Source organism: Leptothoe sp. PORK10 BA2 (genome assembly GCF_034932105.1).
In the GTDB taxonomy this organism is placed as follows: Bacteria; Cyanobacteriota; Cyanobacteriia; order Phormidesmidales; family Phormidesmidaceae; genus Leptothoe.
The window spans coordinates 58063-83050 of the sequence record NZ_JAYGIG010000007.1 but is presented as its reverse complement, the minus strand read 5'-3'; the positions used below and the strand labels follow the sequence as shown (position 1 = coordinate 83050).

The window sequence follows — 24988 nt, the reverse complement described above, 5'->3', positions numbered from 1 at the left end:
CGCACGTTTGCTTCAGTATTCCCGCAACTGCCTTCTATCTTCGTTCAGTCGATTGCGTTATAGTAAGTAGGCTATCCAAATTAGGCTTCAGACTCCGAGGCCCCCTTTTCCCAATACTGGGGGAGACTAGACTCAAATCCCCTAGCATTGGGGGCTTGGGGGCATGTTCAAGGAGGTTAAACTCCTGATCTGCCATCTTATAAATGATTAGGCCAACCTACTTACTGATATTGCTCTCAACTGTGGCGATTCATCTGGGCGACCAGAGCCATGACATGAATACTTATATTAAGTCAGAATAACGAAGCATTTGACACGATAGCTCAGGTTGAAGAGCTGGTTTTTCAACAGTACCAACGATAGTTTCAACAAAAAGACCTCATTCAGGGACTCACCTTCTACTATTGGTGGCCTGGATATGAGGATAGAGACGCTGCTTAATTATGGATATTTAACCCGACTTGACATTAAAAAGAGTTTGGCTTTGTTCAATGGCCTCATCTAAATCAGATGTGTTTAGCCAACCCACATAGCCACAAAATTCACACTGACCGTCAGCATCCGCCACAAACACATGTTTGACCCTAAATCCATCTGTATGGGTGCGAATGGTGGTGCCATCGGTTAATTGAACCTGTGTTTTGGCTTTTGTGAAATACTTTTGACTGGCATCGGTCATGCCGTTAACCTGACGGAAATGAGCAACTACGTCGGTCACCAAACTTTTAGAGGAGGCTGGTAGAGGTTCTTGGAGTTCTGACCAAAAAGCCTGAATGGTTTCAACTACATCGGGATGGGTTTTAAGCTTTTTGTGGGTGACATTGTTCAAGCAAACAAAGTGGGCATGGTTCAGTTTTGTCGCTTCCACAGGCACCATCATGTCGTGACCTTTTTGAAACATATCCCCTGCAATTACTAGGGTGGGAATTTTTGCTGTAACTTTTTCGGCTAACGGTCGCCGGTTTTCACCTAAGGGTTTAGCAATGCCAACGCCCCAACCAAAGGGATCGACCATGCGTGCCAAGTTTGCCCCGCCAATGGGTACTCCTAGTAAAATCAAAGATTCTATCCGTGGCCACCATTCACGGTGACGGCTCAGGACCTCAATCCAGAGAATGCCCCCTAAGGAGGTGGCTAGGATTCGGGCGGGTATATCGGGGTAGCGTTCAAATGCTTCTGCTGTAGATGTTTCCACCGTCTGCACTAGACCATCAAACTCAACTAACGTATTGACCCAACCTAAATCTGGCGCAACGATGTGGGCATTGGGAATCTGCAACTGAGCGGCCAAGCTAGCCATGTCTCGGCTGTCATCGGTCATGCCATGTTGAGAAAAAATGGTGACATCTGGTTTTTGGCGATCTTGCCCTACAGTTTCTTCTTGTAAGGTTTCTGCAATTTCCTTGAGTAATGCCTTGGCTTTTTCAGGATCTTTCTTGGCCAGTATCTCTAGCTGTGCGATCGCAGCATCAAAGTCATACTTTCTGTTGTCAAAGTTGACCTCTATGGACCAACCAAATGGATGTTCCAGCTTGATGCGTTGTATTTCTTTGATTTTATCGTCGAGGGTGACGCCTAAATTTTCAACCAGACCAGTCGTCGTAGCAGTTATAGCTTTAGTCAGCTCGTCTATCGTGTCAGCCAGGCTATCAGCAATTTGGTCTGTCAGTGTATCAACTACTTTTTTAGCAATCATGAGAAAGGCTCTGGGTAAAAAGTTAGATAGCAGCGTTACCAATCCCTTTCAGAATTCCCAAATGCATCCATCCGGTAGATGTGAGCCCAATGCCTGGATGCATTGCTTCTTTGTAGCGATGGATTGTGATGGCTGAGTCATGGCGATACCATAACTACCTGACCTATTCGTGCCATTAGCCTTGAAAATATTTCAACCAATCAATCAGGTTAAAGCTAGTCAACTCTCGCCGACTACGGTTCTTGGCTTAGTGACTCTGTGCCTGATTATTGGCACGATCTGTATAGGGCCTTGGGTATATCCCCAATCTGCCGACACCATCAACTTCGATCTGTCTAGTCTGCCACCGAGTTTGGCCCATCCCTTTGGCACCAACACCCTGGGCCAAGATCAGCTAGCGCGGGTGATGGTGGGGGGGCGCGTATCCCTGACGGTGGGCATAACGGCCATGGCCATGGCGGTGAGCTTCGGCACCTTGATCGGTGCGATCGCAGGTTTCTATGGCGGTCTGCTGGGCTCCCTGCTAATGCGCTTCACCGACCTATTTCTATCCCTCCCCCAGCTACCCCTATCTCTCCTAGTTATTTACCTATTCGGCGATTGGGCCAGGGCCACCCTAGGTCCCCAAAACGGCATCTTTGCCTTAGTGGTCCTAGTCATCGGCGGCTTTAACTGGATGTCCGTGGCACGGCTGGTCCGGGCTGGGTTTCTGGCCACCCGCGATCGCACCTTTATCCAAGCCATCCAAGCCCTAGGGGCCAAACCCCATCGGCTGATCTGGCATCATCTGCTGCCCAACGTTTTAGGCCCGGTGATTGTCGCTGCTACCCTGGCCATGGGGAATGCCGTACTGGCCGAGGCGACGCTGAGTTTTCTCGGCTTGGGCTTTCCCCCCGATGTCCCCACCTGGGGCCGCATGCTCTTCACGGCCCAAGATTATTTAGACAGTGCTCCCCACATGGCCATTTTTCCGGGAGCGGCTATTTTTCTCACGGTGTTGAGTATTAATTTTATTGGTGATGGCCTTAGGGACAGACTTGATCCAAATTAATGACGAAAAATTCAACAGTCTTTAAAACACTAAAGAGCCTTTGTATTCGAACGAATTAAGCTTTACTTCAACAACATCTAATATTGTTCTCATGAAGCCTCAAATCGACACAACAACATTTCTCCGGAAAACGATAAAAATTGATGTAGAACATTCATGACAACATTGAAAATCTTGCCCTAGTTGGTTAGCCAGGCCCAATTGTTGGAGGGGTTTCTGCCATTGTTATAAAGGCTAATATCCAAGGCCAATATACGAGCAGGACAATATCTATCCAAATGGCTGATGCAAACCTAATGGCCGGACCATAGCTGTTGTGTTTACAAGCAATATCCAGAGGATATGCCTAGGTTCATTCTCTACTTCACCAGGCCCCTATCCAGAACTATGGTTCTGGATAGGGGCCTAGTCACTATTTATCTCCCTGGCCATATCACTGGCCCAGACCACTGGCCATCGCCCAATCTAAATCACCTGCTGGACAAAATCATTCAGTCGTTCCATCCCCCGTTCAATGGTGGGCATGTCGGTGGCATAGGAGATACGAATACCGGCATCATCGCCAAAGGCCACCCCCGGAATCGCCGCCACATATTTCTCGTTCAGCAACCGGTTACAGAAATCCATGGATGACAAACCAGTTTTGCCAATATCGATAAACAGATAAAACGCTCCGCTGGGTACAGCGCAGCTCAATCCAGGAATCGAGTTAACCAACTTCACAATGGCCGTACGCCTCTGGGCAAAGGCTTGGAGCATGGTTGTGACGCAGTCTTGGGAGGACTCCAGGGCTGAGATCGCACCATATTGGGCAAAGGTACAGACATTGGACGTGCTCTGGCTTTGCAGGGTAATAGCCGCATCGATCAGCTCCGGCGGACCGGCCAAGTACCCCAGCCGCCAGCCGGTCATGGCATAGGCTTTAGCAAATCCGTTACTGGTAATGGTGCGGGCAAACATCGCATCGCTCACCGCCCCCATACTGAGGTGCTGAGCCCCATCGTACAGAATTTTTTCGTAGATCTCGTCCGCCACCACCCAGATATCATGGGCTAACACCACCTCGGCCAGGGCCTTCACCTCATCAGGGTGATAGACCATCCCCGTCGGATTAGAAGGGGAATTAAAGATCAAAAACTTCGTCTTGGGGGTAATCGCCTGGTGCAGCTGCTCCGGCGTAATCTTGTAGCCACTTTGGACGGTAGTGGGCATGATCACCGGCGTACCACCGGCTAATTTCACCATTTCTGGATAGCTCACCCAGTAGGGCGCAGGGATCAGCACCTCATCCCCTGGCTCCACGGCAGTCATGATCAGCGTGTAAAGAGAATGCTTGCCGCCATTGGTGACAATAATATTCTCAGCGCTGTAGGGCAGTTGATTCTCGGTGCGCAGCTTGGTTGCGATCGCACTCCTCAATCGAGGCTCCCCCGCCGCCGGACCATAGCGGGTCTTACCACTATCCAGCGCCTGCTTAGCAGCTTCCCGAATATGCCCTGGAGTATCAAAGTCAGGCTCGCCAGCACTAAAACTACAAACATCCAGGCCTTCCGCCTTCATTGCCTTCGCCTTAGCAGAAATCGCCAAAGTCATCGAAGGGGTGACTTGCTGCACCCTAGCAGCTAACTTGATACTCATTAAAACGCCGTCGGCCTCTAGCTCAAAACCCTAGTCTGATCAGCTTAGATCGATTTATAGTGGAGATTGCAAATCTTCATGATTTGCTCGAATCCTAATCTTACGAAAAAAAAGCTCCCCTAGCAAAGCCAGAGAAGCCTCTGTTCTTGATCTGTTGTGAAGGAAACGTATGAGGAGAGCTCGTCAAGGGCATAGCCCATGCCAAATCTCGATGCAAGGAGCACAGCTCGTACGGCAAATTGGCAGTAATAACTGTGGGATCGCTTTTCAGGAACTCCAATTTTTGGATTAAATCCAACTATCGGATTAACTTAATCATCCCCCAAACCCGGCAAGCGCAATGTGATTTCATGACCAAAAGCCTGTGATACTAAAGCCTGTCATCGGTGATACCCATAAGTACAACACTGTGATTTGGGCACCTTTAAAGGGTGAGTGAAATCACTGAATCCCCCACTAACGTAGTAAAGGTGAAAACCCCGAGCACCCCCATGCTCGGACCCCACCCTCACACCAATAAACCCCACCCTCACACCAATAACCAAATAGCCAATCCCCAAAAAGGGATCAAGCGCAGGGATCTGACCCGATCACCCACAGGAATAACAGAGCCCATCAGCCAAACTTGAAAAACCCAGAACAAAGCCAGATCCACCGCAAAAGCAAGGGTAACCCGATTGCTCACCAGCTGCTGCCCCAGATAGTGAAATCGACTCAGCACCCCGCCCAGGTCAGGTCGATTAAAGCAAAACCAGATCACGGCTAAATTCCCCACCGTTAGCCCCAGAGACCCAAACAAGCGAGCTAGAGTTCCTTTATTCGAAATATTTGCCTCATTTGACGCATTTAATGGCTCATTCAATGGCTCATTCGGCTGATTTTCCAGATTCAACCCCAGCCGTAGCGCCATATAGGGCATCAAAAAAACATTAGTCAGAAACATGGCTAACCCCCAGATCATTACCCTAGGCAGCTGCCGCCCCCGCTGATCCATCAGCATCAGGGGCAAAAACATAAAAATCCAGGCTTCTGCCAGGTTAAAAAACCCCTGCACAGCCGGGTTGACCGTAGGAGCCTGCACGTAGCTAATCCCTACAAGATTTAGTAATGGCAAAATAAAGAAAAAATTCAGTGATTCGTTTAGAATCTCTTGGATCGTATCCGATTGAATCGCCCAAATCGGGTCCCCAGGCAGCCAACCAGGGGGTGACAACAACAACAGCCCTACATATACAATAGTCCCCACCCAAAGTAGTCCCACAAGTCCGGACACAGGCTGTTTTGTCTGTTTTGGCAACAATTTAGATGGGTCAGTAGTCAAGTCTTTTGTCAAATCTTCATTCACATCTTTCATGGCGCATGGCGCTGTGAACGTCCCAACCAATAGCGAACCAACGGGGTCACCCAACGAATGATAGCGAATGCGGCTTTACCTGGCTTTATGGGAGGTTCTACACAGTCCCGCCCGTAAATCAGTTTGCCACTTTGGCGAGAAACCCGATAGAAACTAACCCCACGGCCGTTGGGAAAGGGTATACCATTGAGCTCCACATGCCAGGTCACCCCCACCGCCCCATCATCCCCCGCCATATCATCAATGACAAACTGTAAATCCTCAGGCACTGACCGACAGGATTCGGCAAACAATCCCTCGACTGCAGATCTGCCCATAAAGGTGGCGGAAAAGTTTAAGTCCTCATAACAGCAATGGTCATCAATCAGGGCCACAGCCTGGAGCACATCACGATGATTAATAGCGGCATAGATGGCTTTGACCGTGTTAGATGCCTGACTCATATTGCTGCTTCAACAGACCTCAATAGGTTTCAATGATCGGAGACATAATTTATGAGCATAGGGGGAAGCCTGAGAATTATCCATACCTTCAAGCATGCAGACCATGGCTAAAATGGGCAAATGTACTAATGAACCAGTACACAAATAATCTTTTCACAAATCTTCCTGATGCAACAGTGTGATTGTTGTCACAATGATCTGTGATTGTTATCAGATTTTTCGTACGTATTTGAAAGGCCCATTGTATTTAGGACACAGCGACTTGGGAAGAACTTTAATCTTCTTGAAGCTATCCTGAAATATTCCGAGGATTACTACCTTTTTATAAAATAGGCTAAGTGTTTTTGCCAGAATAGACTCACCGTTCGTGATGAGTCTGCCCGAATGTTCCCGCCCTTTAATCACAACCCCCACCGACGACGCTCTCGTCGTAGTTCCAGAGCAGGTACGGATACAGTATCGACCTCTACATCCATACCTGAAACCCCTGATCAGCTCATCGATGCAGGCCTAGTATTGGCAAAACAGCAGATATACCAAGAAGCCATTAACTTTTTTGATCGAGCGCTTGCCATCAGCCCCAATCATCCCCAGGCGCTTAAAAATCGTGCCCTGACCTATGTTCACCTAGGCCAAACTCGAGCGGCCCTCGTGGATTTAGATCGACTGATTGATTTAGATCCCCGCAATCTATGGGCCTTTGCCAATCGAGCGGTTATCTTTCGTGATCTGGGTCACTATGGTAATGCCATCAGTGACTTTGGCCATTTAATTAAACATGACCGCCCTAAGTGTTGGCAGTGGTTGATTTCCCGTGGCACCACCCTTAAATTGATGGGTCACTACGATGAAGCCTTGCAAGATTTTAATCTCTCTCTAAAACTAAAACCCAATAATAGCTGGGCCATTAGTGCCCGGGATGAAATGGTTCTCCATTCTCGCCACTACTCATAAAGGCTCATTGTTCAAGGTTCATTTACTCCATCATCGCCCAGGCTAACCAACCTCAGACCTATCCAAACTCAGATACGGTCACTCCAAGATTTTCAGACACCGCCGCCAAATATTTTTCAAACGCGGTCGCTCAAAAGGTTTCAAACGCGGTCACTCAAAAAGTTTCAAACGCGGTCGCTCAAAAGGGTTCAGACACCGCCGCCAAATATTTTTCAAACGCGGTCGCTCAAAGGGTTTCGAACGCGGTCGCTCAAAGGGTTTCGAACGCGGTCGCTCAAAGGGTTTCAAACGCGGTCGCTCAAAGAGTTTCAAACACGGTCGCTCAAAGGGTTTCAAACGCGGTCGCTCAAAAGGTTTCAGAACAAGAAGGCTAAAATACGCCGCCATAGCCTCAAGTACCTGCAAAAGCTGAACCGCTTACATCTTTTTCTATAACAATAGAAATACAGATCAATGGGGCTTAGGCGTATGGATCGGCGTCAACTTCTAAGTTTCATAGCCATGGCAGTCAGTGCGCCGCTGTTTTCTCAATGTATGCGCCGGGAGAAGATGGTCCATCGTGTGGTTAGCCAAAACGGTTTGCTGGAACTGTCTTTGACGGCTCAGGCCCATACTAGACAACTGGCGGGTCAGCGCACAAGGTTGCTGGCTTATAACGGCAAATGCCAGGCCCTAGGCTGGAAGCTCGCGCTGGGGACAGGGATGGTAAGATACGGTCAGTATTAAAGGCTATGAGACTGTTACCATCCGAGTGCGCTTCGAAGATTTTGCTGGCCGCACAGTCTATCACTGTCATATCCTTGACCATGAAGATCAGGGCATGATGGGAATTTTAGAAATTTCTTAAACATATCTTGTGGCATAGCTTTAGGCCCATCATTCACACCATAGATAATCGATAAAAACGATAAATAGCAACAACTATAGGCCCAAAGCTGTTGCTATTGTCCTAACCAATGTCACAAGGCTCGGATTTTGAGCAAGCGTCAGGTGGTGTACTCGGCGTTAATTTTGACGTAGTCATAACTTAGATCGCAGCCCCAGGCTTTGCCCATACCAGCTCCATCCCCCACCCTAACCGCAATTTTCACCGGATGGGCGAGGGCTTCAGTCGCAATAGCCTGAAGCTCCATAGCTTGGGAACCAGTAGCAAGGTCATTGATTTGGGAGGACTGAAAAGCTTGCTTTTGCTGGGCGAAAGCGGCCGAACTCAGCTCTGCGCATTGTTTGAGATAGGTGTGAGCGGCGATGGGATCAAACGCCTGGGGTTGCCCCTGGTCTAATAGGACAAAATCCCCCAGGGCAATGGTTAATTCAGCCTGGTCTAGGGTGACACCGGCTCGGCCTGCCGCACCGGCAATCCTTCCCCAGTTTGGGTCACGCCCAAAGATCGCTGACTTGACGAGGGATGAACCCGCAACGGTGCGGGCGATTTTTCTAGCCTCTTGATTGGTGGCCGTGCCAGAGGCTTGCACTTCGATCAAACAGGTGGCCCCTTCACCATCGCGGGCAATGCTTTTGGCGAGATAAATACATAGCTCGGTCACCATGGCTTCTAAACGCTCAGCGTCTGGCCCTGGGGTGGTGATGGCGGGGGTACGGGATTGGCCATTGGCCAAGGCAATCACCGTATCGTTGGTGCTGGTGTCCCCATCGACGGTGATCTGGTTAAAACTTTGATCGACTGCACGGGTCAGCATGGCCTGCCACAGGCTCGGAGAAACCGCCGCATCACAGGTGATAAAGCACAGCATAGTGGCCATGTTGGGGTGGATCATGCCTGAACCTTTGGCAATCCCGCCGATGCGCACGGGACGTCCATCGATGGTGGTTTCCAGGGCATAGGTCTTGGGCACCAGGTCAGTGGTCAAAATAGCCCGGGCAACGGCATCCCCCCCCTGGTCCGATAGCTCGGCTGTCAGCTGGGGCATATGGGCCAGTAAAGGTTCCATTTTGATCCGTTGGCCAATTACACCGGTGGAGGCGATCAGCACCTGAGGAGTGGTGGTGCCGATGGCCGCTGCCGCTGCCGCTGCCATAGTGGCCGCATCTGCCCAGCCCTGTTGACCGGTACAGGCATTGGCCTGCCCCGAATTGCAGAGGATGGCCCGGGCTGAGGGCTGGTTTTCCAGCTGTTGCTGGCAATAGTCCACACAGGCCGCTCGGACCTGGGATTGGGTATAGACGGCGGCTGCGATCGCATCATTCTCCGACACAATCAAAGCCAAATCCGGTGAGCCCGAAGCCTTCAGCCCCGCCTTGATACCAGCAGCGGTAAACCCCTTGGGTGCCGTTACTCCCCCCATAATCACTTGCCACCGATTGTCACCTTCTGCCATGCTCCTATCCCCGACTGGTTCTAACTGGTTCTAGCTAGTCAAATGACCCATTCAAACCCTTTGAGATTATCCCAGATTTCCACCTTTACCTATCAACGCCCTAGGGAATAGCCGTTCAATCATCTGATGGCTCCTCCACCAGCAAATCCCCCAGCACATTGGCATAGATATCCACAGCTGCATTTAGGGCATGCCCCTGGGCTGCCAACAAGGCCAACATAGGCTCAGGCCTCTGATCGGGCAACAGACAGAAATGATCGATCACAAATTTTAGGGTGTGGCCCAACTGAATCTCGTCCCCCGCCAGCGGCGGCAAAGCCTGGGGACGCATTTGAATCGGTGCCCCCCCACGGGACTGATCCCGCACCCACCAGGCAAGAAACTCTAAGGTTAACCAACCCGCCCGGTCATAGGACAAAATCACATCCGTATTGGCCCAAGCTTCCTGGGGTAAGCCCCCCTGGGTACGCCCCAATAGGGCATGGGGTAAATCCCCCATTTTCCCCGGCAGTCCGTAGTCGGCCAAGGGAATTTTATCCAACGGTTTGAGCCCGGTATTCACCTCCAACACCCCCCGCAGACGACACAGTGCGTGATGGAAAGATTTCACCTGGGGGGGATAATCATCGGCCATAGAATTCTCTCGTTTAGATCCTCTCCCTTACAACCGAGAGACTTTGTCCCATGGGAGAGAGTCTCCTCTCTTGTATGGCACAGGTCCCGCCTATATTTAAGGCCTAATTAGAGCCTAATCAGGGCCGTTAACCCATCATTTGAGCAACAAAGTTGGTGTAAACCTCTCCTTTGATAAATTCAGGACGCTCTAAGACTTTTTGGTGAAAGGCAATGGTGGTGGGCAACCCAGTGATGGCGCATTCTCTCAGAGCCCGCTTCATACGTTGAATCGCCGTATTGCGATCGGGTCCCCAAACAATTAATTTACCAATCAGAGAATCGTAATAGGGAGGAATGTCGTAGTCCGTATAAACGTGGGAATCCATCCGTACCCCCAACCCACCAGGGGCTAAATAGCCATTGATCCGACCGGGGTTAGGCCGGAAATTATGCTCCGGATCTTCAGCATTGATGCGACATTCAATCGAATGTCCCTTCAGCACAATATCGTCTTGGGTAAAGCCCAGCGGTTCGCCTTGGGCCACTCGAATTTGCGCCCCAATTAGGTCAATGCCCGTCACCATTTCAGTCACCGGATGTTCTACCTGGATCCGGGTATTCATCTCCATAAAGTAGAAGTTGCCTTGGCCATCCACCAAAAATTCAATGGTGCCTGCCCCAACATAGTTGATGGCCTTGGCCGCCCGCACCGCCGCATCTCCCATTTTCTGCCGTAGCACCGGATCGAGGGCAGGACTGGGAGCTTCTTCCAGCAATTTTTGATGGCGGCGCTGAATCGAGCAATCCCGCTCCCCCAGATGCACCACATTGCCATAGCTGTCGGCCAAAATCTGAAATTCAATGTGGCGGGGATTCTCCACAAACTTTTCTAGATAGATGCCACCATTACCAAAGGCCGCTTCCGCCTCCCCCTGGGCCGAGAGAAATAGTTTGGTCATCTCACCCGCCTCCCGCACCAAGCGCATGCCGCGACCACCGCCGCCCGCCGTGGCCTTAACCATAACGGGATAGCCAATTTCAGCCGCTAAGGCCGCCGCGTCTTCTGGCGTTTCTAACAACCCCTTACTTCCCGGCACCGTTGGCACCTGGACCCGTTGCATGGTGGCTTTAGCAGTGGACTTATCCCCCATGGCTCGCATAGCCGCAGCAGATGGACCAATAAAAACGATTTTATGGTCAGCACAGATCTCTACGAAGCGATCGTTTTCGGCCAAGAACCCATAGCCAGGATGAATGGCACTGGCACCAGTCGTCATGGCCGCAGCAATAATATTAGGGACATTGAGATAGCTCCGACTGCTAGGAGCTTCACCAATACAAACCGCTTCGTCGGCTAGCTGAACATGGAGGGCATGGCGATCAATCGTAGAGTGAACAGCCACGGTCGCTATTCCCATTTCCTCACAGGTGCGCAAGATTCTTAGTGCGATTTCACCTCGGTTTGCAATCAAGATTTTTGAAAAACGCATCAGCTAGTCACTACCTTAGGGGAACTATTGTACCTATGCACATCATAGGATGGAAGCTGATCCTACCACGCAGACTTCCCCGGAATAGTTGCCGCCCATGGGTTACCCCTCGGCTACATCTAGACTGGGCAAATAGACTAGGCAAATGACCCACCAGGACTTGTCATGGAAGGAACTGTTTATGGTTTACTGATATATGCTGCTAAGAGGTTCTTAGCTTGCGTAGCTTGCGGATGTGGTGGAATTGGTAGACACGCACGCTTGAGGGGCGTGTGGCTCACGCCATGCGAGTTCGATTCTCGCCATCCGCATTAGATTTTGTGAATTAACGGTTTCAGCCGCCTGATGGGTATATACCCATCAGGCGGTTTTGACTATGGGTGTGAACTATGGGTGACAAACTATCTTTGGGCGACCCTAGAGACCCCTGTAGAGAAAGACAAAGGCAAAGGCCAAGTTCATCAACCGGGTCCACCGTCCAGCCGTTTTTTACTGGGGTGAAGCCCCAGGGGTGAACTGAGACATGGTCTATCATGAAAGCAGTCATGAATTTTTGTAAACTGTTTTGACTTCAACGCTTGAACCATCGGCGAGGGCTCCAAAACCTATTTTGTCGAGTCCTCATCCCCCAGCTGTGTCTCAGCCCCCAGCTGTATCTCAGCCCCCCACCCATTGGCATGCTCTGGAGATGCTGTGGCAGGGGGATGAAACGGTTGTCCAAAAGGGTCTACCCCACGACCAGCTATCGCCAGCGTGGCAAATTCTCATGCTGGGGGATGGTTCTCCCACCCGCCACCTGCAGCTGCTAACGAGGGAGCCCACCGAGGTAGATGTGATTGATATGTCGTTGGTGGGAATGGCTAACGACGGTGCTCCACCGTTGATCAGCCATGTGCCTGGCCCTCGCCTCAGACGGCAGGTGTGGTTACGCACAGCCTCTGGACAACGGTTGGCCTATGCCACCTCCTGGTGGGAAGCCAGCCATGTGGATGAGTATTTGAAAAATCGCTCCCTACCGATTTGGGCGAGCCTAGCGAATCTGCGAACAGAGCTTTATCGGGATATTCAGGGCATCTATTACGGTGGGAATCCGGCCCTAGAAGAGGCATTTGAGCAGCAGGGTCCGTTTTGGGGTCGTCATTATTTGTTTTGGCACCATGGCAAACCTCTAACCCTAATATATGAGGTGTTTTCTCCCTATCTCATGCGTTATTTGGGTCCGATGCGATCCGAGACCAGTTATCGGTAGTTTTGCCTGAAAATCTGCTGAAGGCTTTCAGCCATCAGATTAGGCTGCCCATAGCTGTGATAGCTTCTGCCCCCTGATCTCGAGCACAGCCTAAGACTGTGATGGACCTGACACCTGACTGCGTCGTTTTCGGCATCGCTCAGAACAATATTTCACCTGATCCCAACAGTCAGCCCATTTTTTGCGCCAGGTGAAGGGACGCTGGCATACGGCACAGGTTTTTGTGGGTAAATCGGATTTGCGACGTTGACGGGCCATTTGATTAAATCCAGAAAAATCTAGGACGATGCTCGCGGTATGCTCAGAAGCTAATCAGGCACTAGCACTGATTAAGAAAGTAAGTGAGAAACTAAACCAAGGTCCAGTTAAACTCAGTTTTTTCTAGGGAGAAAACCCTAGGTGCGATCTCATGTCCCCCACCCCCCCACTATCCCAACTCCGTATTGTGCTGGTGGAACCCGCTGGCCCCTTAAATATAGGTTCAGTGGCCCGGGTCATGAAAAATTTTGGCCTCACCCAGCTCGTATTGGTCAAGCCCCAAGGCGACCCCCACAGTGACGATGCCAGACAAATGGCCGTCCACGCCTACGACATCATCGAAGCAGCAACTACGGTAGATTCGCTCCCCGCCGCCCTAGTCGACTGTCAGCGGGCCATCGCCACCACCGCCCGGAACCGAGATTTGAACACCCCCCTCGAATCCCCAGAGCTAGCCCTACCCTGGCTACTCGGGTCAGCCGCCCCCAGCGCCCTGATCTTTGGCCCAGAAGATCGCGGGCTGAATAACGATGAGCTGCTTCAAGCCCAACGCTTTATTAAAATTGACACCCGTCCCCCCTATGAATCCCTAAACTTAGCTCAAGCAGTGGCCATTTGCTGCTATGAGCTTTCTAGGGTGGGGCTGCGATCGCAGCCTCTAGAGCAGGGAACCATACCAATCCAGGAACCGATGGCATCGCCAGATACAGGGTTGGCTTCCCTCGACCAAATTGACGGGTACTACCACCACCTAGAATCGGTTTTATTGAAAATCGGCTATCTTTATCCCCATACGGCCCCTAGCCGCATGCGAAAATTTCGACAGCTTGGTCATCGGGCCGCCCTGTCTAACGAGGATGTAGCCATGCTGCGGGGCATCCTTCGCCAAATAGACTGGGCCACTCCCCACCATCTACCCCATCAGAAACCCGATCCAGAAGCCCCTTAGGGTCCATCCTCAATCTCCCAGTCCCCTAAGGGCAACGATTAGCAATGTGTTCACACCCATGACGGATTCACAACAGCCTCCTTCTAAATCACGCCGAGCTGGACGATCACGACGGCAACGACGACCAAACCCCAATGCCATTGGGGGCAACAACCCCAATACCGGACGATTCCGAGCCGTCAATGGGCCCCAGCCCCGCAGCCGGGCTAAACCAAATAATGCGGCAACTGGCATGTTCGGTGACATGGTCGATCCCTCGCGCCATGTGCGTCGAACCAGGCGAAATGCCCGCACTGGCTGGCCCCCTGAGCCCAAGTCATCCCTACTGCCAAAGTTACCGAAACCGCTAACCTACGGTATCCGCCTCTTGATTATTGGTCTGGGGGTGGCCGCCATTGCCGGTACAGTGCTGTCGGTGCTCACCCCAACGGATCAACCCTTCGCCAACGGCACCGCTGCCGAAACCCAGTCAACGGTCACCGCAGGGGCCACCCCCACCGAAGACAATGTGATGCCCCGCACCCAGGAACTGACCGAGTTAAAAGCTAGTTTGGTGGAGCTGCAGGAACTGATTCCTGAACTCACCCCCAGCATCTACGTCTTTGACTTAGATACGGGTAACTATGTAGATATTGCCGGTAATGCAGTGCTTCCAGCCGCCAGTACCATCAAGCTACCGATCTTAGTCGCCTTCTTTCAAGCGGTGGACGACGGGCGAATTACCGTAGATCAGGCCATGGCCATACAGTCGAGCCAAATTGTAGGAGGTTCCGGCGATCTGCAGGCCCAACCACCGGGAACCCGCTATACCGCCTTGGAAGTGGCCACCCAAATGATTATCAATAGTGATAATACGGCAACTAACATGATGATCGATCTGCTGGGGGGGGCTCCAGCCCTAAATCAGCAATTTGTGGACTGGGGGCTAATCGCGACGGTGCTCAACAATCCCCTACCAGACCTGGAAGGCACTAACACCACCAGCACCCAGGATTTGGTGCGCATGTTTGCCCATCTACATCAGGGGGAGATTGTCAGTCTGCGTTCCCGCGACCGGGTGATGAATATTTTGCAGCGCACCTATAACAAAAACCTCTTGCCCGCAGGGGTGGGGGAGGCCACGGTCAGCTATAACAAAACAGGCGACATTGGTACCGTGCTAGGGGATGTGGCCCTGATGGATTTATCCAATGGGAAACGCTATGGGATCGCCACCCTAGTCCAGCGCCCCGATAACGATGGCCGGGCCCGCGAATTGATCCGACGCATTTCCCAAACAGTTTATCAGACCATGAATAACGCCGTGCCCGTGATTAAACCCAGCGCCCCAACGGCCGAAACGACTGCCCCATCAGAGCCCCAGCCTGACAACCCCAGCCCTGAACCCGAGCTATCAGAATAGTTCAAAATAAGGCAAAAACCCTTCCCAGGGTCTTGGTATTTAGAAAAAACCGTATTAACACAGTTGACAGGACAGCCATCCTTGATACAATCTGTCACACAAGTTCGGGGATTTAGTAGTCCATCTACACTCTGATACCTGTCAGCGCTAGAGGAATATGGTCACTCCCCCTGTAGATATCAATCAAGTCAACATTAATCAGGTCAAACAGTTAGCTGCCACAGGGCACTTTCGCTCCATTGCCCTGTGGCTCAACCATCTGTTAGTGCCCCAGGCTATCTACGCCCGTGTCCAAGCCGACCCGTCATCCCCCGGCTATCTACAGGTTTTACTGGAATTTGAGCGTTCTCCCAGGCAAGACTCCCTCATTCGCCTAGTGTGCAACCGTCTGTGTCGGTTGGAGTCCACCCGAATCCGTGGAGTCACCCTCATTGGTCGCATCGTAAGTACTGACCAACCCCTATGGCAGCAGCGGATCAAGCTCAAGCTACCCCAACAACACTTAGCAACTCCTCCCGCTGCCCAGAGAACAGTCGCCACCCCATTTATTGCTGAGCCCCCAGCAGAAACAGCCACCGCGGTTGCCACCCCCCCCACCCCCGCTAAACCCAGCCCGGATCAAATAATCCCGCCGCCGCCGACCACCGACCCACCGACCGTCAACCCATCAACCACTACTATCCAGCCCAGCTACCAGCAGGCCACAATAGACCAGCCCGCCGCCCAGCCGGCTGCTGAGGAAACGAGAGCCGCCCGGCCTGAAGCCATTATCACCACGACCTATGGTAGCGAGGTATTGCAAAGTGTTCCGTCCTATCTAATCCCCCGGGGGACTAACCAGCCAGAGCGGCGCAGGCGGCCCAATCGCGGCGTAGCCCCTTCCCCTGTGGTGCAAATTCGTCCCGCCACGATCGATCTAACTAAAACATCGATCCAGCGACGCACCCATCGCCGTCGGTTTGTGTCCAAGGCGATGATCGAGCAGCAGTTTAATTTTTTGAGGGCCATCGTCATTACTGGCTCGGCGACAGCCGCCTTTATCTTGGGCTGCATGACGGAAACCATCACCTCTCAACGAGGTCAAGTCGCCCAAAACGAAAAAACCCCATCCCTCCCAACGTTTAGCAATGGCGGTTGGCGTTCCCTGGATGAGAGTGAAGTCCAAGAAATTGCCTATCGCTCCGCCATGCGGTCACCCGCAATACCCGCAGCCTTGGAAACAGTGGCCGTGATGCCCCACGAACCCAGCAGCGATCCACAGGATCCCACCGTCACCCTGGTATTTGGGGGGGAAATACCCGTAGGAGATGTCCCACTGCAAACCCCCGATGCCGTGGGTGAAGTTCTCAGCGACTTGGATATCTTTCGAGACGCCGATGTGGCAATGGTGGGCCTAGGTAATTCCTTAGCGATCGCAGACACCTCTCTACAGGAAAACTATCTAGATCGGACTCGCCCAGATGCTGTAGATTCCCTGCGCCAGGGGGGAATTGACATTGTGGGGTTAACCGGCAGCCAGATCATGGACTATGGTCGTCAAGGCCTCACAGAAACCCTAGAAACCCTAGACAGTGCCGGCATCTATCGAGTAGGCGCGGGTCGCAATCTTCAGGAAGCTCGCCGCCCAGAAGTCTTGGAAGTTAAGGGACAGCGCATTGCCTACTTAAACTACGCCCCCAATAGCGAAGAGGCTGCCACCCTAGCGAAAGCGGGACTGAATATTCAAGAACGGAATGGCATTGTGGAAGACATTGCGGCGCTGCGAGAGGCCGTAGATTGGATTGTGGTGAATTATCGATGGCATGGCGATTTAGAAGCAGAACCCAACGCCCAACAGGTCAACCTGTCTAGAGCGGCCATCGATGCGGGGGCCGATTTAGTCGTGGGCTATCATCCCAAGCAGATCCAGGGAGCTGAACTGTACAAATCTCGTCCCATTGTGTACGCCCTAGGGGACTTTATTTTTCAGGAAGATCCCCTAGAAAATCACAATACCGCCACCCTGCGCATCTCCCTGCGGGATAAGCAAATGAAGGTGGAATTTCTCCCGGTGAGCGTCAGGGAAGCCCGACCACAGGAAGCCTCTGGGGAAACTGCCCAAGCCATTTTGGAACAAATTCGTCAGGCATCCGATGCATTGCCATCTCCACTACAATTTCCAACGATCTTAGATGCGGCCCCCAAAACAGAACCGTTGCTGAAGCCAGCCAAGCCCCTCGCCCCAGTCAAAAGCTTGGGAGAACTAGAACCTGGGTTAGCAGACTCCCCAAGCTACGAGCCAAGCTACGAGCCAAGCTACGAGAATGAAGGGTTTACCCCCGAACCTGGGTTAGCAGACTCCCCAAGCTACGAACCAAGCTACGAGCCAAGCTACGGGAATGAAGGGTTTACCCCCGGACCTGGGTTAGCAGACTCCCCAAGCTACGAACCAAGCTACGAGCCAAGCTACGGGAATGAAGGGTTTACCCCCGGACCTGGGTTAGCAGACTCCCCAAGCTACGAGCCAAGCTACGAGAATGAAGGGTTTACCCCCGGAGCAGATAGCTTTGCCCCCGCAGCATTCGACGAATTTGCCCCCGACTCCCATCGCTTTACACCCGAAACATTTGAGCACCTCAGCCCTGAGCCAGATGGCATTAGGCCAGAAGAGACCTTCCCAAACCAGCCGCTCCAACCCAGGGAATCAGAGGGTTGGGATGAGTCCAATCAGTTTATTGCTCCCATGGATGATACTCCCATGGACCAACCCGCCCAGGGTCCCCTAGACAGCTTTAATACCCAGCCCAATGAAAATGGTGTCAGGCCAGAGGAGACCTTCCCAAACCAGCCGCTCCAACCCAGGAAATCAGAGGGTTGGGGTGAGTCCAATCAGTTTATTGCTCCCATGGATGATACTCCCATGGACCAACCCGCCCAGGGTCCCCTAGACAGCTTTAATACCCAGCCCGATGAACCGGAAGTTGAGCCGGAAGTTGAGATACCAGTGCCGGGAGCATCATCCACACCAAAAATATCAACCGATACATTCCTTCAGGATCCACCTGACGTAAATGGCGATGGCGCTAATGGTATTGGCAATAACGCTGACAATGACGCTAAAAAATTCTTACCCGAACAAAACCCAGGGAATACCCCAGAGGAAAACCTAGAAAAAAACAATGACATCTTGGTGCCCAGTGATGGGGAGGCCTTGCCAGAGTACGACATGTTAGAAAACTGGGGAGAGAAATCGTCCCCCCATCAGGAGTTCAACCCCATTCAAGAGCACTTAAACAGTTTAGAGTTACTGGACCTGGAGTCATCCGCCCCCCTTGTACCGGCAGTTTTTGTAGAAGGCGATAATAATCGTAGCGCCAGCACCAATAGCTCCGAAAACGCCTCGGAGGCTATTTCTCCCCATGATGAGCCCCTGGTGGGACCCCTAAGTTAAGTCATTTCTCCCCACCATTTGCTCCTGGGGGCCCCCTAAGCTAACCCATTTATCCTAACCATTTGCTCCTGGGGCCCCCCCAAACCAGAGAAGATAGGCTAATCCTTGAACCCATTACTCCGCCCCATGAGCATCCTGAATGCTTGCATATCTTAATATTTGGGCCGATTCCCCCATGGCACTGACCAGAACCATGGAGATAGGTAGATCCCTAGGGTTAATGTATCAATTATTTATTCCTGGGTACCATAGGCGTTACTTTGCCCCCCAATCTCCACTCTACTGACTGGAGAATCAAGCATCCTAGGGACTTTGCCCAAATCTTTAATTGGCTCCCAATAGTACAAATAAACTCAGTATTTACACGACCTTGGATACAAGGGGTTTACCACTTCGCAAAAGATTCAGGTATACTTTTACTTTCCCACCCAATCCTTGTAGAAAATTGATAATTGCGAGGAAGTGCGCAGTTTTTTGAGAGAAAAGACACATTCCTGAGGCATTTTATACTGATAGGGTGCAGGGGCTCAGAAGAAAGAACACAGGCAGGTCAATAAAAACAGACCGGTCTTGGATTTTGTAATCTTTGTGAGATTTATAACCGCTATGGGAAGGGCAGGAAAAGCACTAAAACATGTACTTACTCAGTACGGAATTAGTCAAAATCGTTTGGCTGTGACAATGGGCGTAGCTCGTTCAACGGTTAATCAGTGGGTGAACGAAGTCAGTGATCCGCTGGCAGACTCTGTACCAGAGATCATTATTGCCCTAGAAACACTGGAGCCATCGGCCGCTAATATCTTCGTCAGTATGTACTTAGAGCGGGGCGCTGAGGCTGCCGCTGAACGTTAAGGAATCCAGACAGGATTGATGCCCGCAAAAGGAAATGCCTGGGGCTCAATCGACTGGGGCTGCTTGTTTAAGCGCGACTCAGATGTCTGGTAAAGCGGTAACAACCACATTTTGGAGGTTGCGATCGCAATTCCGTTATCCACCACTGCCGAGCTGTCTGCATTAGCACTCGGCACAGTTTCATCAAACAACACAGCCAGGCCATCAGGGGCAAGGCTCACGTTAGCCGATGGTTGAGGCGGCAATGTCCAAAGCTTCTCAACCCGATCGGTTTTCACATTCACGGCTGAAATAGAGGGCTGCACCTGATACGTGTCACCCTCCAGCAGTTCACTCGTTAAACAAAATAAAAGTTCATTAGTCGGGTCAAACTGAGCATCCAAAATCGCCCCAGTAACGTTAAGGAGCGGTTTTTCATCGCCCTGGTTTGACACCCAAAACAGGGTCTGGGTGTAGCGCTTTTCTGGATCATCCTGGTTAAAATTCACCATGGCCGCAGCGGAACCATTGTCAGCTACATCCATGACCAATCCATATTGGGGCAAAAAATCCAGGATGTCCCCACTCTGTTCATTTTCAACATTACTCAAAGCAATAATCGCCGTTCCTGCTCCCTGCTGAAGGAGTAGGGACTGGCTATCGGGCGCAATAATAAAATCTCCCCCCGGCTCAGTTTCCAGAGGTCGAGGTTCTTCACCTAGTTTCAGCACCCACGGTCCAAAATCCCCCGGATTAGTACGATTCACTCGCTGGATCACAATGGTTTGCCCATCAGGGGATAAATCAAATTTTAGGTTTTGATACTCTTCACTATCCAGAATCGTTTCAATCTGTCCCCTCGGCAAAGATTGGTTACCTAGCCCAGTGGTTACTGTATATAGCTGCTGAGCCTGCTGATCGGTCAGCTGGCGATCCACCGCCGCAAATAGAATCCGGTCCCCCTGGGTGTAGGGCTTAAAGTCAAGCACAGTCCAGTCCTGGGGAGTCAAAGCTTCACTCGCCTGGGTACTCAAGTTATAAAGCATCAACCGTCCCTGCTCGTCACCATCAATGCCAACGTAGGCAAAAGCGCGATCGCGAGACTTAAAACTGGCCTCAAATGGCGTAAATCTAGCCCTATCTCCCCCAAATCGATCAACGGCCTGGGGAAGACTGAGCTTAAACTCATTCCCATAGGGAGCCGGGAAGTTTAGGGTATAGGCCATGCGGCGTCCGGCCCAGCTAAATCGCCCCGGCAATGGCGGCTCAATGGTCAGATTTTTCTCCACACTCGCCTGATCCATCGGGCGACTAAAGCTGATTAAAAAAGAGGTTTCATCCGCCCCCACCTGGCGGTCTTTCCAAGTAAAATCCCGCACCTTTGAGGCCGCCGGGTCGCCCAATAACACCATGCCAACAATGACTACAGCCAGCACCACCATCAGGGCCTGGGCTAAACGATCGAGGGGTTGACGACGGGATTTGAACATGGAAACAATGAACCGGATTAGAAAAAAAATAGGTGACTCGCGTCCCCCTAGCCATGGCTACCAGTCCAGTCGTTCAGGTTGAACCTTAAAGACCAAACTTTACCAAACCTTAGTAGGAGCAAACCTTAGTACTCATAGGGATTACGGGGTTCAGGGATAGTTTCCAGCTGGGTGGGTTCAATGGTGAGCTGACGCTGACCAGCAATGGTAGCCGTCACCATTTTCCCCGACACCTCTAGCCAGGTGTCGGGGGCATAGGCCTGGCGGGATACCGCCAGCTGTACCGGCAGGCCAACAGGATAGGCATCCGCTGCACAGCAGGTCAAGACAAAACGCGACAGCATGAGATAGCCTTCGGGCCAGTTATCAGGATGGATCACAAACCCTGACACTTTCACCGCTTGCCCCGTATAGGCATCGGGTTCTGGATAAACATTGAGGGTGCGAACCCAGTCGATAATCGTCCGATCTTCAGAAGCCATTTGGCGCATAAAGCGTTGCGGCTTTGACCTTGTCAGGGTGAGACTGTCCGATATGCCCCGCTGAAGCGCCGCATCACTGGCAAAGGCCTGGGGCGTATAAATCAAAGCCACCACTGCCACCGCCAATAAAATAAAACTACTCACCTGGGGCGGCAAAAGGGTAGTGTGGCTGGCGGTGTCGCGAGTCACCGTTTGTTTTTTTTGCATCAACTTAAAAATCGCCATCCCCAGCAGCACAATGGCTGCGCCATTGGCCAGCCACATATAGTCCGGATGGAGAAGCAAAAAAAGTTTGCCCGTGATCCAGTATCGGAATAAAACCAAACTCCAGGCCCCCAAAACGAGGGCGTCTAGCAGCTTACCCTGGCGATACCAGGCTGTCTGGGCCTTGGGCTTGCTAGGAACTCCAGTCGGTTTACGGGGCCGTCTAACTGACATAGAAATTCATGAATAGGGTCAAAATAAAGCAGAGCTGAGCCGCTAAAACAAAAATGTAAAAAATCGCCCTCGGCTTAAATACCGTTAACAGCAGCCCAATATTTTTGAGATCGATCATCGGACCAAACACTAAAAACGCTAGCTGGGAACCGGTGGTAAATGTGGACGCAAACGATAGGGCAAAAAATGCGTCAACGGTGGAACAGATAGAGACCACCGCCGCCAGCAGCATCATAGCTAAAATTGAAGTAACAAAGTTTTGCCCCAGGGCCAAAATCCATTCCCTCGGCGCAGCCACTTGCACAAAGGCGGCAATGGCGCTGCCCATGACCAACACAGCCCCCAGTTCCTTAAGCTCCTGAACCATGTTGTCGATGGCCAGCTGTAGCTTAATGGCCATCGGCTGGGATGGGGTACTGGCCAGCAAGGATTGGGCCGCCGGGTCATCTAGCTTGAGGGTAGTCCCATCGGCCTGTATCAGAAACGTGCCTGAGCGCAGCAGCGGATTGACGGGGGCAACAGGTGGATGCAGCTTGGGCATTTGCCGCGCCACCGATGCCTGAAGCAGGGGTCGCATATCTCGCTGATGGCTAAAGACCCAGGCAATGGTAACGGCAATCAACAGGGTAAACCCGACCCTCAGGAACACCATTTCAGGCTGATCGCGAAAGGCTATCCAGGTGGCCCAAAATACGACCGGGTTAACGGTGGGAGCCGCCAGCAAAAAACCGATGGACACTGAAGTGGGAGCCCCTTGCAAAATTAGTCGCCGGGCCACAGGCACATTGCCACATTCACAAACCGGAAAGAATACCCCCATGAGGCTACCTGCTAAAGCCCCCAACAATGGAGTCTTAGGTAAAAACTTGATCAGCGCGCGTTCATTCACAAAGAACAACAGCAGACTGGAAAACGCCACACCAATTAATAAAAAGGGAATGGCCTCCACCAAAAGGCTGAAGAAAAGCGTCAGGCCATTACTAAATTTCTCCATGGACGGGGTGCCTAAACCTTGGGAACTACTGCAATTGGCAAACTATTCTACAGAAAATACAGTCTATTCCCATACGGTAGAAGCTGCTCACTAGGGACATCTCAGCCAAGGCTTCATTCGGGCCTGCCCATGGGCAACGTCAGCCAACAGCTCCACCAGTGTCTCACCACAGGGAAATTTGACTGACACTGATATTACCGCCAAAACAAACGTCCACATCGGCACCGGGATCCCGGTGCCGATCTTGATAGGTGCCGGTATACCGAAACTGTCCCGAGATCAGGCTAGATGGGGTGGGCAGGGGTTGGGTACACACAGGGCAAAAAACGATGGCGGGTTCGGGCCCAGACGAGTCCACAGAAGGCAGGTTAACGTTCCAAAACTGCCCTGGGTTTAGGGGCCGCTCCATCAAAACGTTGAGCACTCGAACCACCCGGCGAGCCGCCACATCCCAGTCAATAGTTGCATTTCTAGACTTGTAATGGGAGATGGCCATGGCTGGAATGCGCAGGAGTGTTGCTTCTCGGGCAGCAGCAACGGTGCCGGACACATGGATATCAGCCCCCAGGTTGCCCCCATCATTGATGCCTGACAGCACCCAGTCTAGCTGGGGATAGAGATGATGGGCCACGCGGGTACAGTCAGCAGGGGTCCCACCGATAGCGTAACGATGGGTGGTCACACGGCCGACCTCAGTGGCGGTCCCACCAATGGGGGACTGCTGTGTCACTCGCTGTTCAACGGAGATGGGGCCACCACGATTGATTTGGTGACTACAGCCAGAGAGATGCTGGTCTGGGGCAACAATCCCGACGGATATGCCGGCAAACAGATCCAGACGATGAATCAGGGCCTGGTGCAAGGCTTGAATACCTGGCGCATCAATGCCATCGTCGTTGGTCAATGCAATAGTCGTAGAGTTAATCACAAGTAGGCTTCACCCGAAAATACCCGAACAGCAGGACCGGTCATATAAACGTGATTGTTGATTGTGGACCATTCGATCTGAAGCGGGCCACCCGGTAGTTCAACGGTGGCTTTGCGTTGGGGCAGGTCATTGCTGCCATCCATTGGCAAACAGCACTTTCCGTTGAGTACCGCAGCGACGAAGGCGGCACAGGCCCCCGTCCCACAAGCCATTGTGGGTCCCGCCCCCCGTTCCCACACCAACATTTTCAGATAATCGGGTTGTACTACCTGAATAAACTCAGCGTTAATCCGCTGGGGAAACATGGTGTGGGCTTCAAATAGGGGTCCAATGGTGGTCAAGGGTACCGCAGTCAGATCCTCCACAAAGGTAACGCAGTGGGGATTCCCCATGCTGACGCAGGTAACTTGGTAGGGCTGGTCTGCCACCGTCAGGACCATGTCAATGACTTTTTCGTCAGCGGGGGCCAAGGTGGTGGGAATTTCCCCAGCTAGCAGACGCGGTTCGCCCATGTCCACCGTAATCTGGCCGTCGGGCTGGAGGGTGGGCACAATCGTTCCGGCTAAGGTGTGAATTCGATAGCTGTGGGGTGCTTGGGGAGGATGTCCGGCATCGGATTCTAGGGCTACTAAATATTTTGCTAGACAGCGAATCCCGTTGCCGCACATCTCCGGCTCTGAGCCGTCGGAGTTAAAAATGCGCATGGTGTAGTCCGTCTCCGGCCCACCGGGCAAGGCGAAGATTACCCCGTCGGCACCGATACCCTGGTTGCGATCGCACAGCTCCACAGCTTGCCCAGGGGTTAGGATGGGAGAGGCCCGATGCCGATTATCCAATAGAATAAAATCGTTACCGAGCCCATGATATTTACTAAAGGGTAGACCCATGGCGGCAGGGAGTATGGGTGAACGGTGTACCGGAAATAGTATAGACCGGGTACGTTATAGCCATCGACTA

The 24988-nt window shown here is 52.0% G+C and carries 21 protein-coding genes, 1 tRNA gene and 1 pseudogene; 10 read left to right on the top strand and 13 right to left on the bottom strand.

Annotated elements, in window-relative coordinates:
- Window positions 1-451: 451 nt before the first annotated feature.
- Window positions 452-1696 carry an alpha/beta hydrolase gene (locus VB741_RS03625; RefSeq protein WP_323363781.1) on the bottom strand — a complete coding sequence of 415 codons (1245 nt, stop codon included), beginning with the start codon at window positions 1694-1696 and terminating at the stop codon, window positions 452-454.
- Between the two features lie 181 nt (window positions 1697-1877).
- Between VB741_RS03625 and VB741_RS03620 the strand changes: the two genes are divergently transcribed.
- A complete protein-coding gene (locus VB741_RS03620; protein ID WP_323363780.1) occupies window positions 1878-2747 on the top strand; it encodes an ABC transporter permease in 870 nt (289 codons plus the stop codon).
- A gap of 465 nt (window positions 2748-3212) precedes the next feature.
- Here VB741_RS03620 and VB741_RS03615 read toward each other — a convergent pair whose 3' ends face one another.
- The 3 genes from VB741_RS03615 to VB741_RS03605 all read right to left on the bottom strand — a co-directional run bounded on the left by VB741_RS03615 (window position 3213) and on the right by VB741_RS03605 (window position 6182).
- Window positions 3213-4379: a pyridoxal phosphate-dependent aminotransferase gene (locus VB741_RS03615; RefSeq protein WP_442786282.1), complete on the bottom strand. Its 1167-nt coding sequence runs from the start codon at window positions 4377-4379 to the stop codon at window positions 3213-3215.
- 535 nt (window positions 4380-4914) lie between these two features.
- Entirely contained in the window at window positions 4915-5739 is an 825-nt protein-coding gene (locus VB741_RS03610) for a hypothetical protein (RefSeq protein WP_323363778.1), read from the bottom strand.
- Entirely contained in the window at window positions 5736-6182 is a 447-nt protein-coding gene (locus VB741_RS03605; RefSeq protein ID WP_323363777.1) for a nuclear transport factor 2 family protein, read from the bottom strand. Before VB741_RS03605 ends, VB741_RS03610 begins: the two co-directional genes overlap by 4 nt.
- A gap of 384 nt (window positions 6183-6566) precedes the next feature.
- Here VB741_RS03605 and VB741_RS03600 point away from each other — a divergent pair, with 384 nt between their 5' ends.
- The 3 genes and pseudogenes from VB741_RS03600 to VB741_RS03590 form a co-directional block, all read left to right on the top strand.
- Window positions 6567-7136 carry a tetratricopeptide repeat protein gene (locus tag VB741_RS03600; RefSeq protein ID WP_323363776.1) on the top strand — a complete coding sequence of 190 codons (570 nt, stop codon included), beginning with the start codon at window positions 6567-6569 and terminating at the stop codon, window positions 7134-7136.
- Between the two features lie 501 nt (window positions 7137-7637).
- Window positions 7638-7862 (top strand): hypothetical protein, encoded by a 225-nt coding sequence (locus VB741_RS03595; protein ID WP_323363775.1) that lies wholly within the window; start codon window positions 7638-7640, stop codon window positions 7860-7862.
- A pseudogene (locus VB741_RS03590) lies at window positions 7846-7983 on the top strand (multicopper oxidase domain-containing protein); the annotation flags it as partial. The gene VB741_RS03595 and the pseudogene VB741_RS03590, both read left to right, overlap by 17 nt.
- A 139-nt stretch (window positions 7984-8122) precedes the next feature.
- Here VB741_RS03590 and argJ read toward each other — a convergent pair.
- The 3 genes from argJ to accC form a co-directional block, all read right to left on the bottom strand.
- Window positions 8123-9475, bottom strand: coding sequence for a bifunctional ornithine acetyltransferase/N-acetylglutamate synthase (gene argJ, locus VB741_RS03585; RefSeq protein ID WP_323363773.1), 1353 nt, complete (start codon window positions 9473-9475; stop codon window positions 8123-8125).
- A 115-nt stretch (window positions 9476-9590) separates the two neighbouring features.
- Window positions 9591-10109, bottom strand: a complete 519-nt coding sequence (locus VB741_RS03580; protein WP_323363771.1) for a hypothetical protein — start codon at window positions 10107-10109, stop codon at window positions 9591-9593.
- A 127-nt stretch (window positions 10110-10236) separates the two neighbouring features.
- Window positions 10237-11580 carry an acetyl-CoA carboxylase biotin carboxylase subunit gene (gene accC / locus VB741_RS03575; protein ID WP_323363770.1) on the bottom strand — a complete coding sequence of 448 codons (1344 nt, stop codon included), beginning with the start codon at window positions 11578-11580 and terminating at the stop codon, window positions 10237-10239.
- Window positions 11581-11809: 229 nt separating this feature from the next.
- On the opposite strand from accC, the gene VB741_RS03570 reads away from it, so the two are divergent.
- Together VB741_RS03570 and VB741_RS03565 are read left to right on the top strand one after the other, a co-directional pair.
- A tRNA-Leu gene (locus tag VB741_RS03570) sits at window positions 11810-11891 on the top strand.
- Window positions 11892-12268: 377 nt separating this feature from the next.
- On the top strand, window positions 12269-12829 hold the full coding sequence (locus VB741_RS03565) for a chorismate lyase (RefSeq protein ID WP_442786281.1): 561 nt from the start codon (window positions 12269-12271) through the stop codon (window positions 12827-12829).
- Window positions 12830-12919: 90 nt separating this feature from the next.
- On the opposite strand, the gene VB741_RS03560 is transcribed toward VB741_RS03565, so the two are convergent.
- A complete protein-coding gene (locus tag VB741_RS03560; protein WP_323363768.1) occupies window positions 12920-13087 on the bottom strand; it encodes a DUF2256 domain-containing protein in 168 nt (55 codons plus the stop codon).
- A gap of 151 nt (window positions 13088-13238) precedes the next feature.
- On the opposite strand from VB741_RS03560, the gene VB741_RS03555 reads away from it, so the two are divergent.
- The 4 genes from VB741_RS03555 (at window position 13239) to VB741_RS03540 (ending at window position 19720) form a co-directional block, all read left to right on the top strand.
- Window positions 13239-14036, top strand: coding sequence for an RNA methyltransferase (locus tag VB741_RS03555; protein WP_323363767.1), 798 nt, complete (start codon window positions 13239-13241; stop codon window positions 14034-14036).
- Window positions 14037-14094: 58 nt separating this feature from the next.
- A complete protein-coding gene (locus VB741_RS03550; protein ID WP_323363766.1) occupies window positions 14095-15438 on the top strand; it encodes a serine hydrolase in 1344 nt (447 codons plus the stop codon).
- Window positions 15439-15595: 157 nt separating this feature from the next.
- Entirely contained in the window at window positions 15596-18868 is a 3273-nt protein-coding gene (locus VB741_RS03545) for a CapA family protein (RefSeq protein ID WP_323363765.1), read from the top strand.
- Window positions 18869-19474: 606 nt separating this feature from the next.
- Window positions 19475-19720, top strand: a complete 246-nt coding sequence (locus VB741_RS03540; RefSeq protein WP_323363764.1) for a helix-turn-helix domain-containing protein — start codon at window positions 19475-19477, stop codon at window positions 19718-19720.
- On the opposite strand, the gene VB741_RS03535 is transcribed toward VB741_RS03540, so the two are convergent.
- The 5 genes from VB741_RS03535 to dapF all read right to left on the bottom strand — a co-directional run bounded on the left by VB741_RS03535 (window position 19717) and on the right by dapF (window position 24918).
- Entirely contained in the window at window positions 19717-21189 is a 1473-nt protein-coding gene (locus VB741_RS03535) for a hypothetical protein (RefSeq protein ID WP_323363763.1), read from the bottom strand. The genes VB741_RS03540 and VB741_RS03535 overlap by 4 nt on opposite strands.
- Window positions 21190-21314: 125 nt before the next feature.
- Complete coding sequence (locus VB741_RS03530; RefSeq protein ID WP_323363762.1) at window positions 21315-22109, bottom strand: TIGR03943 family putative permease subunit; 795 nt, start codon at window positions 22107-22109, stop codon at window positions 21315-21317.
- Window positions 22099-23103, bottom strand: a complete 1005-nt coding sequence (locus tag VB741_RS03525) for a permease (RefSeq protein ID WP_323363761.1) — start codon at window positions 23101-23103, stop codon at window positions 22099-22101. Before VB741_RS03525 ends, VB741_RS03530 begins: the two co-directional genes overlap by 11 nt.
- Before the next feature lie 163 nt (window positions 23104-23266).
- On the bottom strand, window positions 23267-24031 hold the full coding sequence (gene surE, locus VB741_RS03520; protein WP_323363760.1) for a 5'/3'-nucleotidase SurE: 765 nt from the start codon (window positions 24029-24031) through the stop codon (window positions 23267-23269).
- Complete coding sequence (gene dapF, locus VB741_RS03515; protein WP_323363759.1) at window positions 24028-24918, bottom strand: diaminopimelate epimerase; 891 nt, start codon at window positions 24916-24918, stop codon at window positions 24028-24030. The genes surE and dapF overlap by 4 nt, the downstream gene beginning before the upstream one ends.
- Window positions 24919-24988 lie beyond the last annotated feature (70 nt).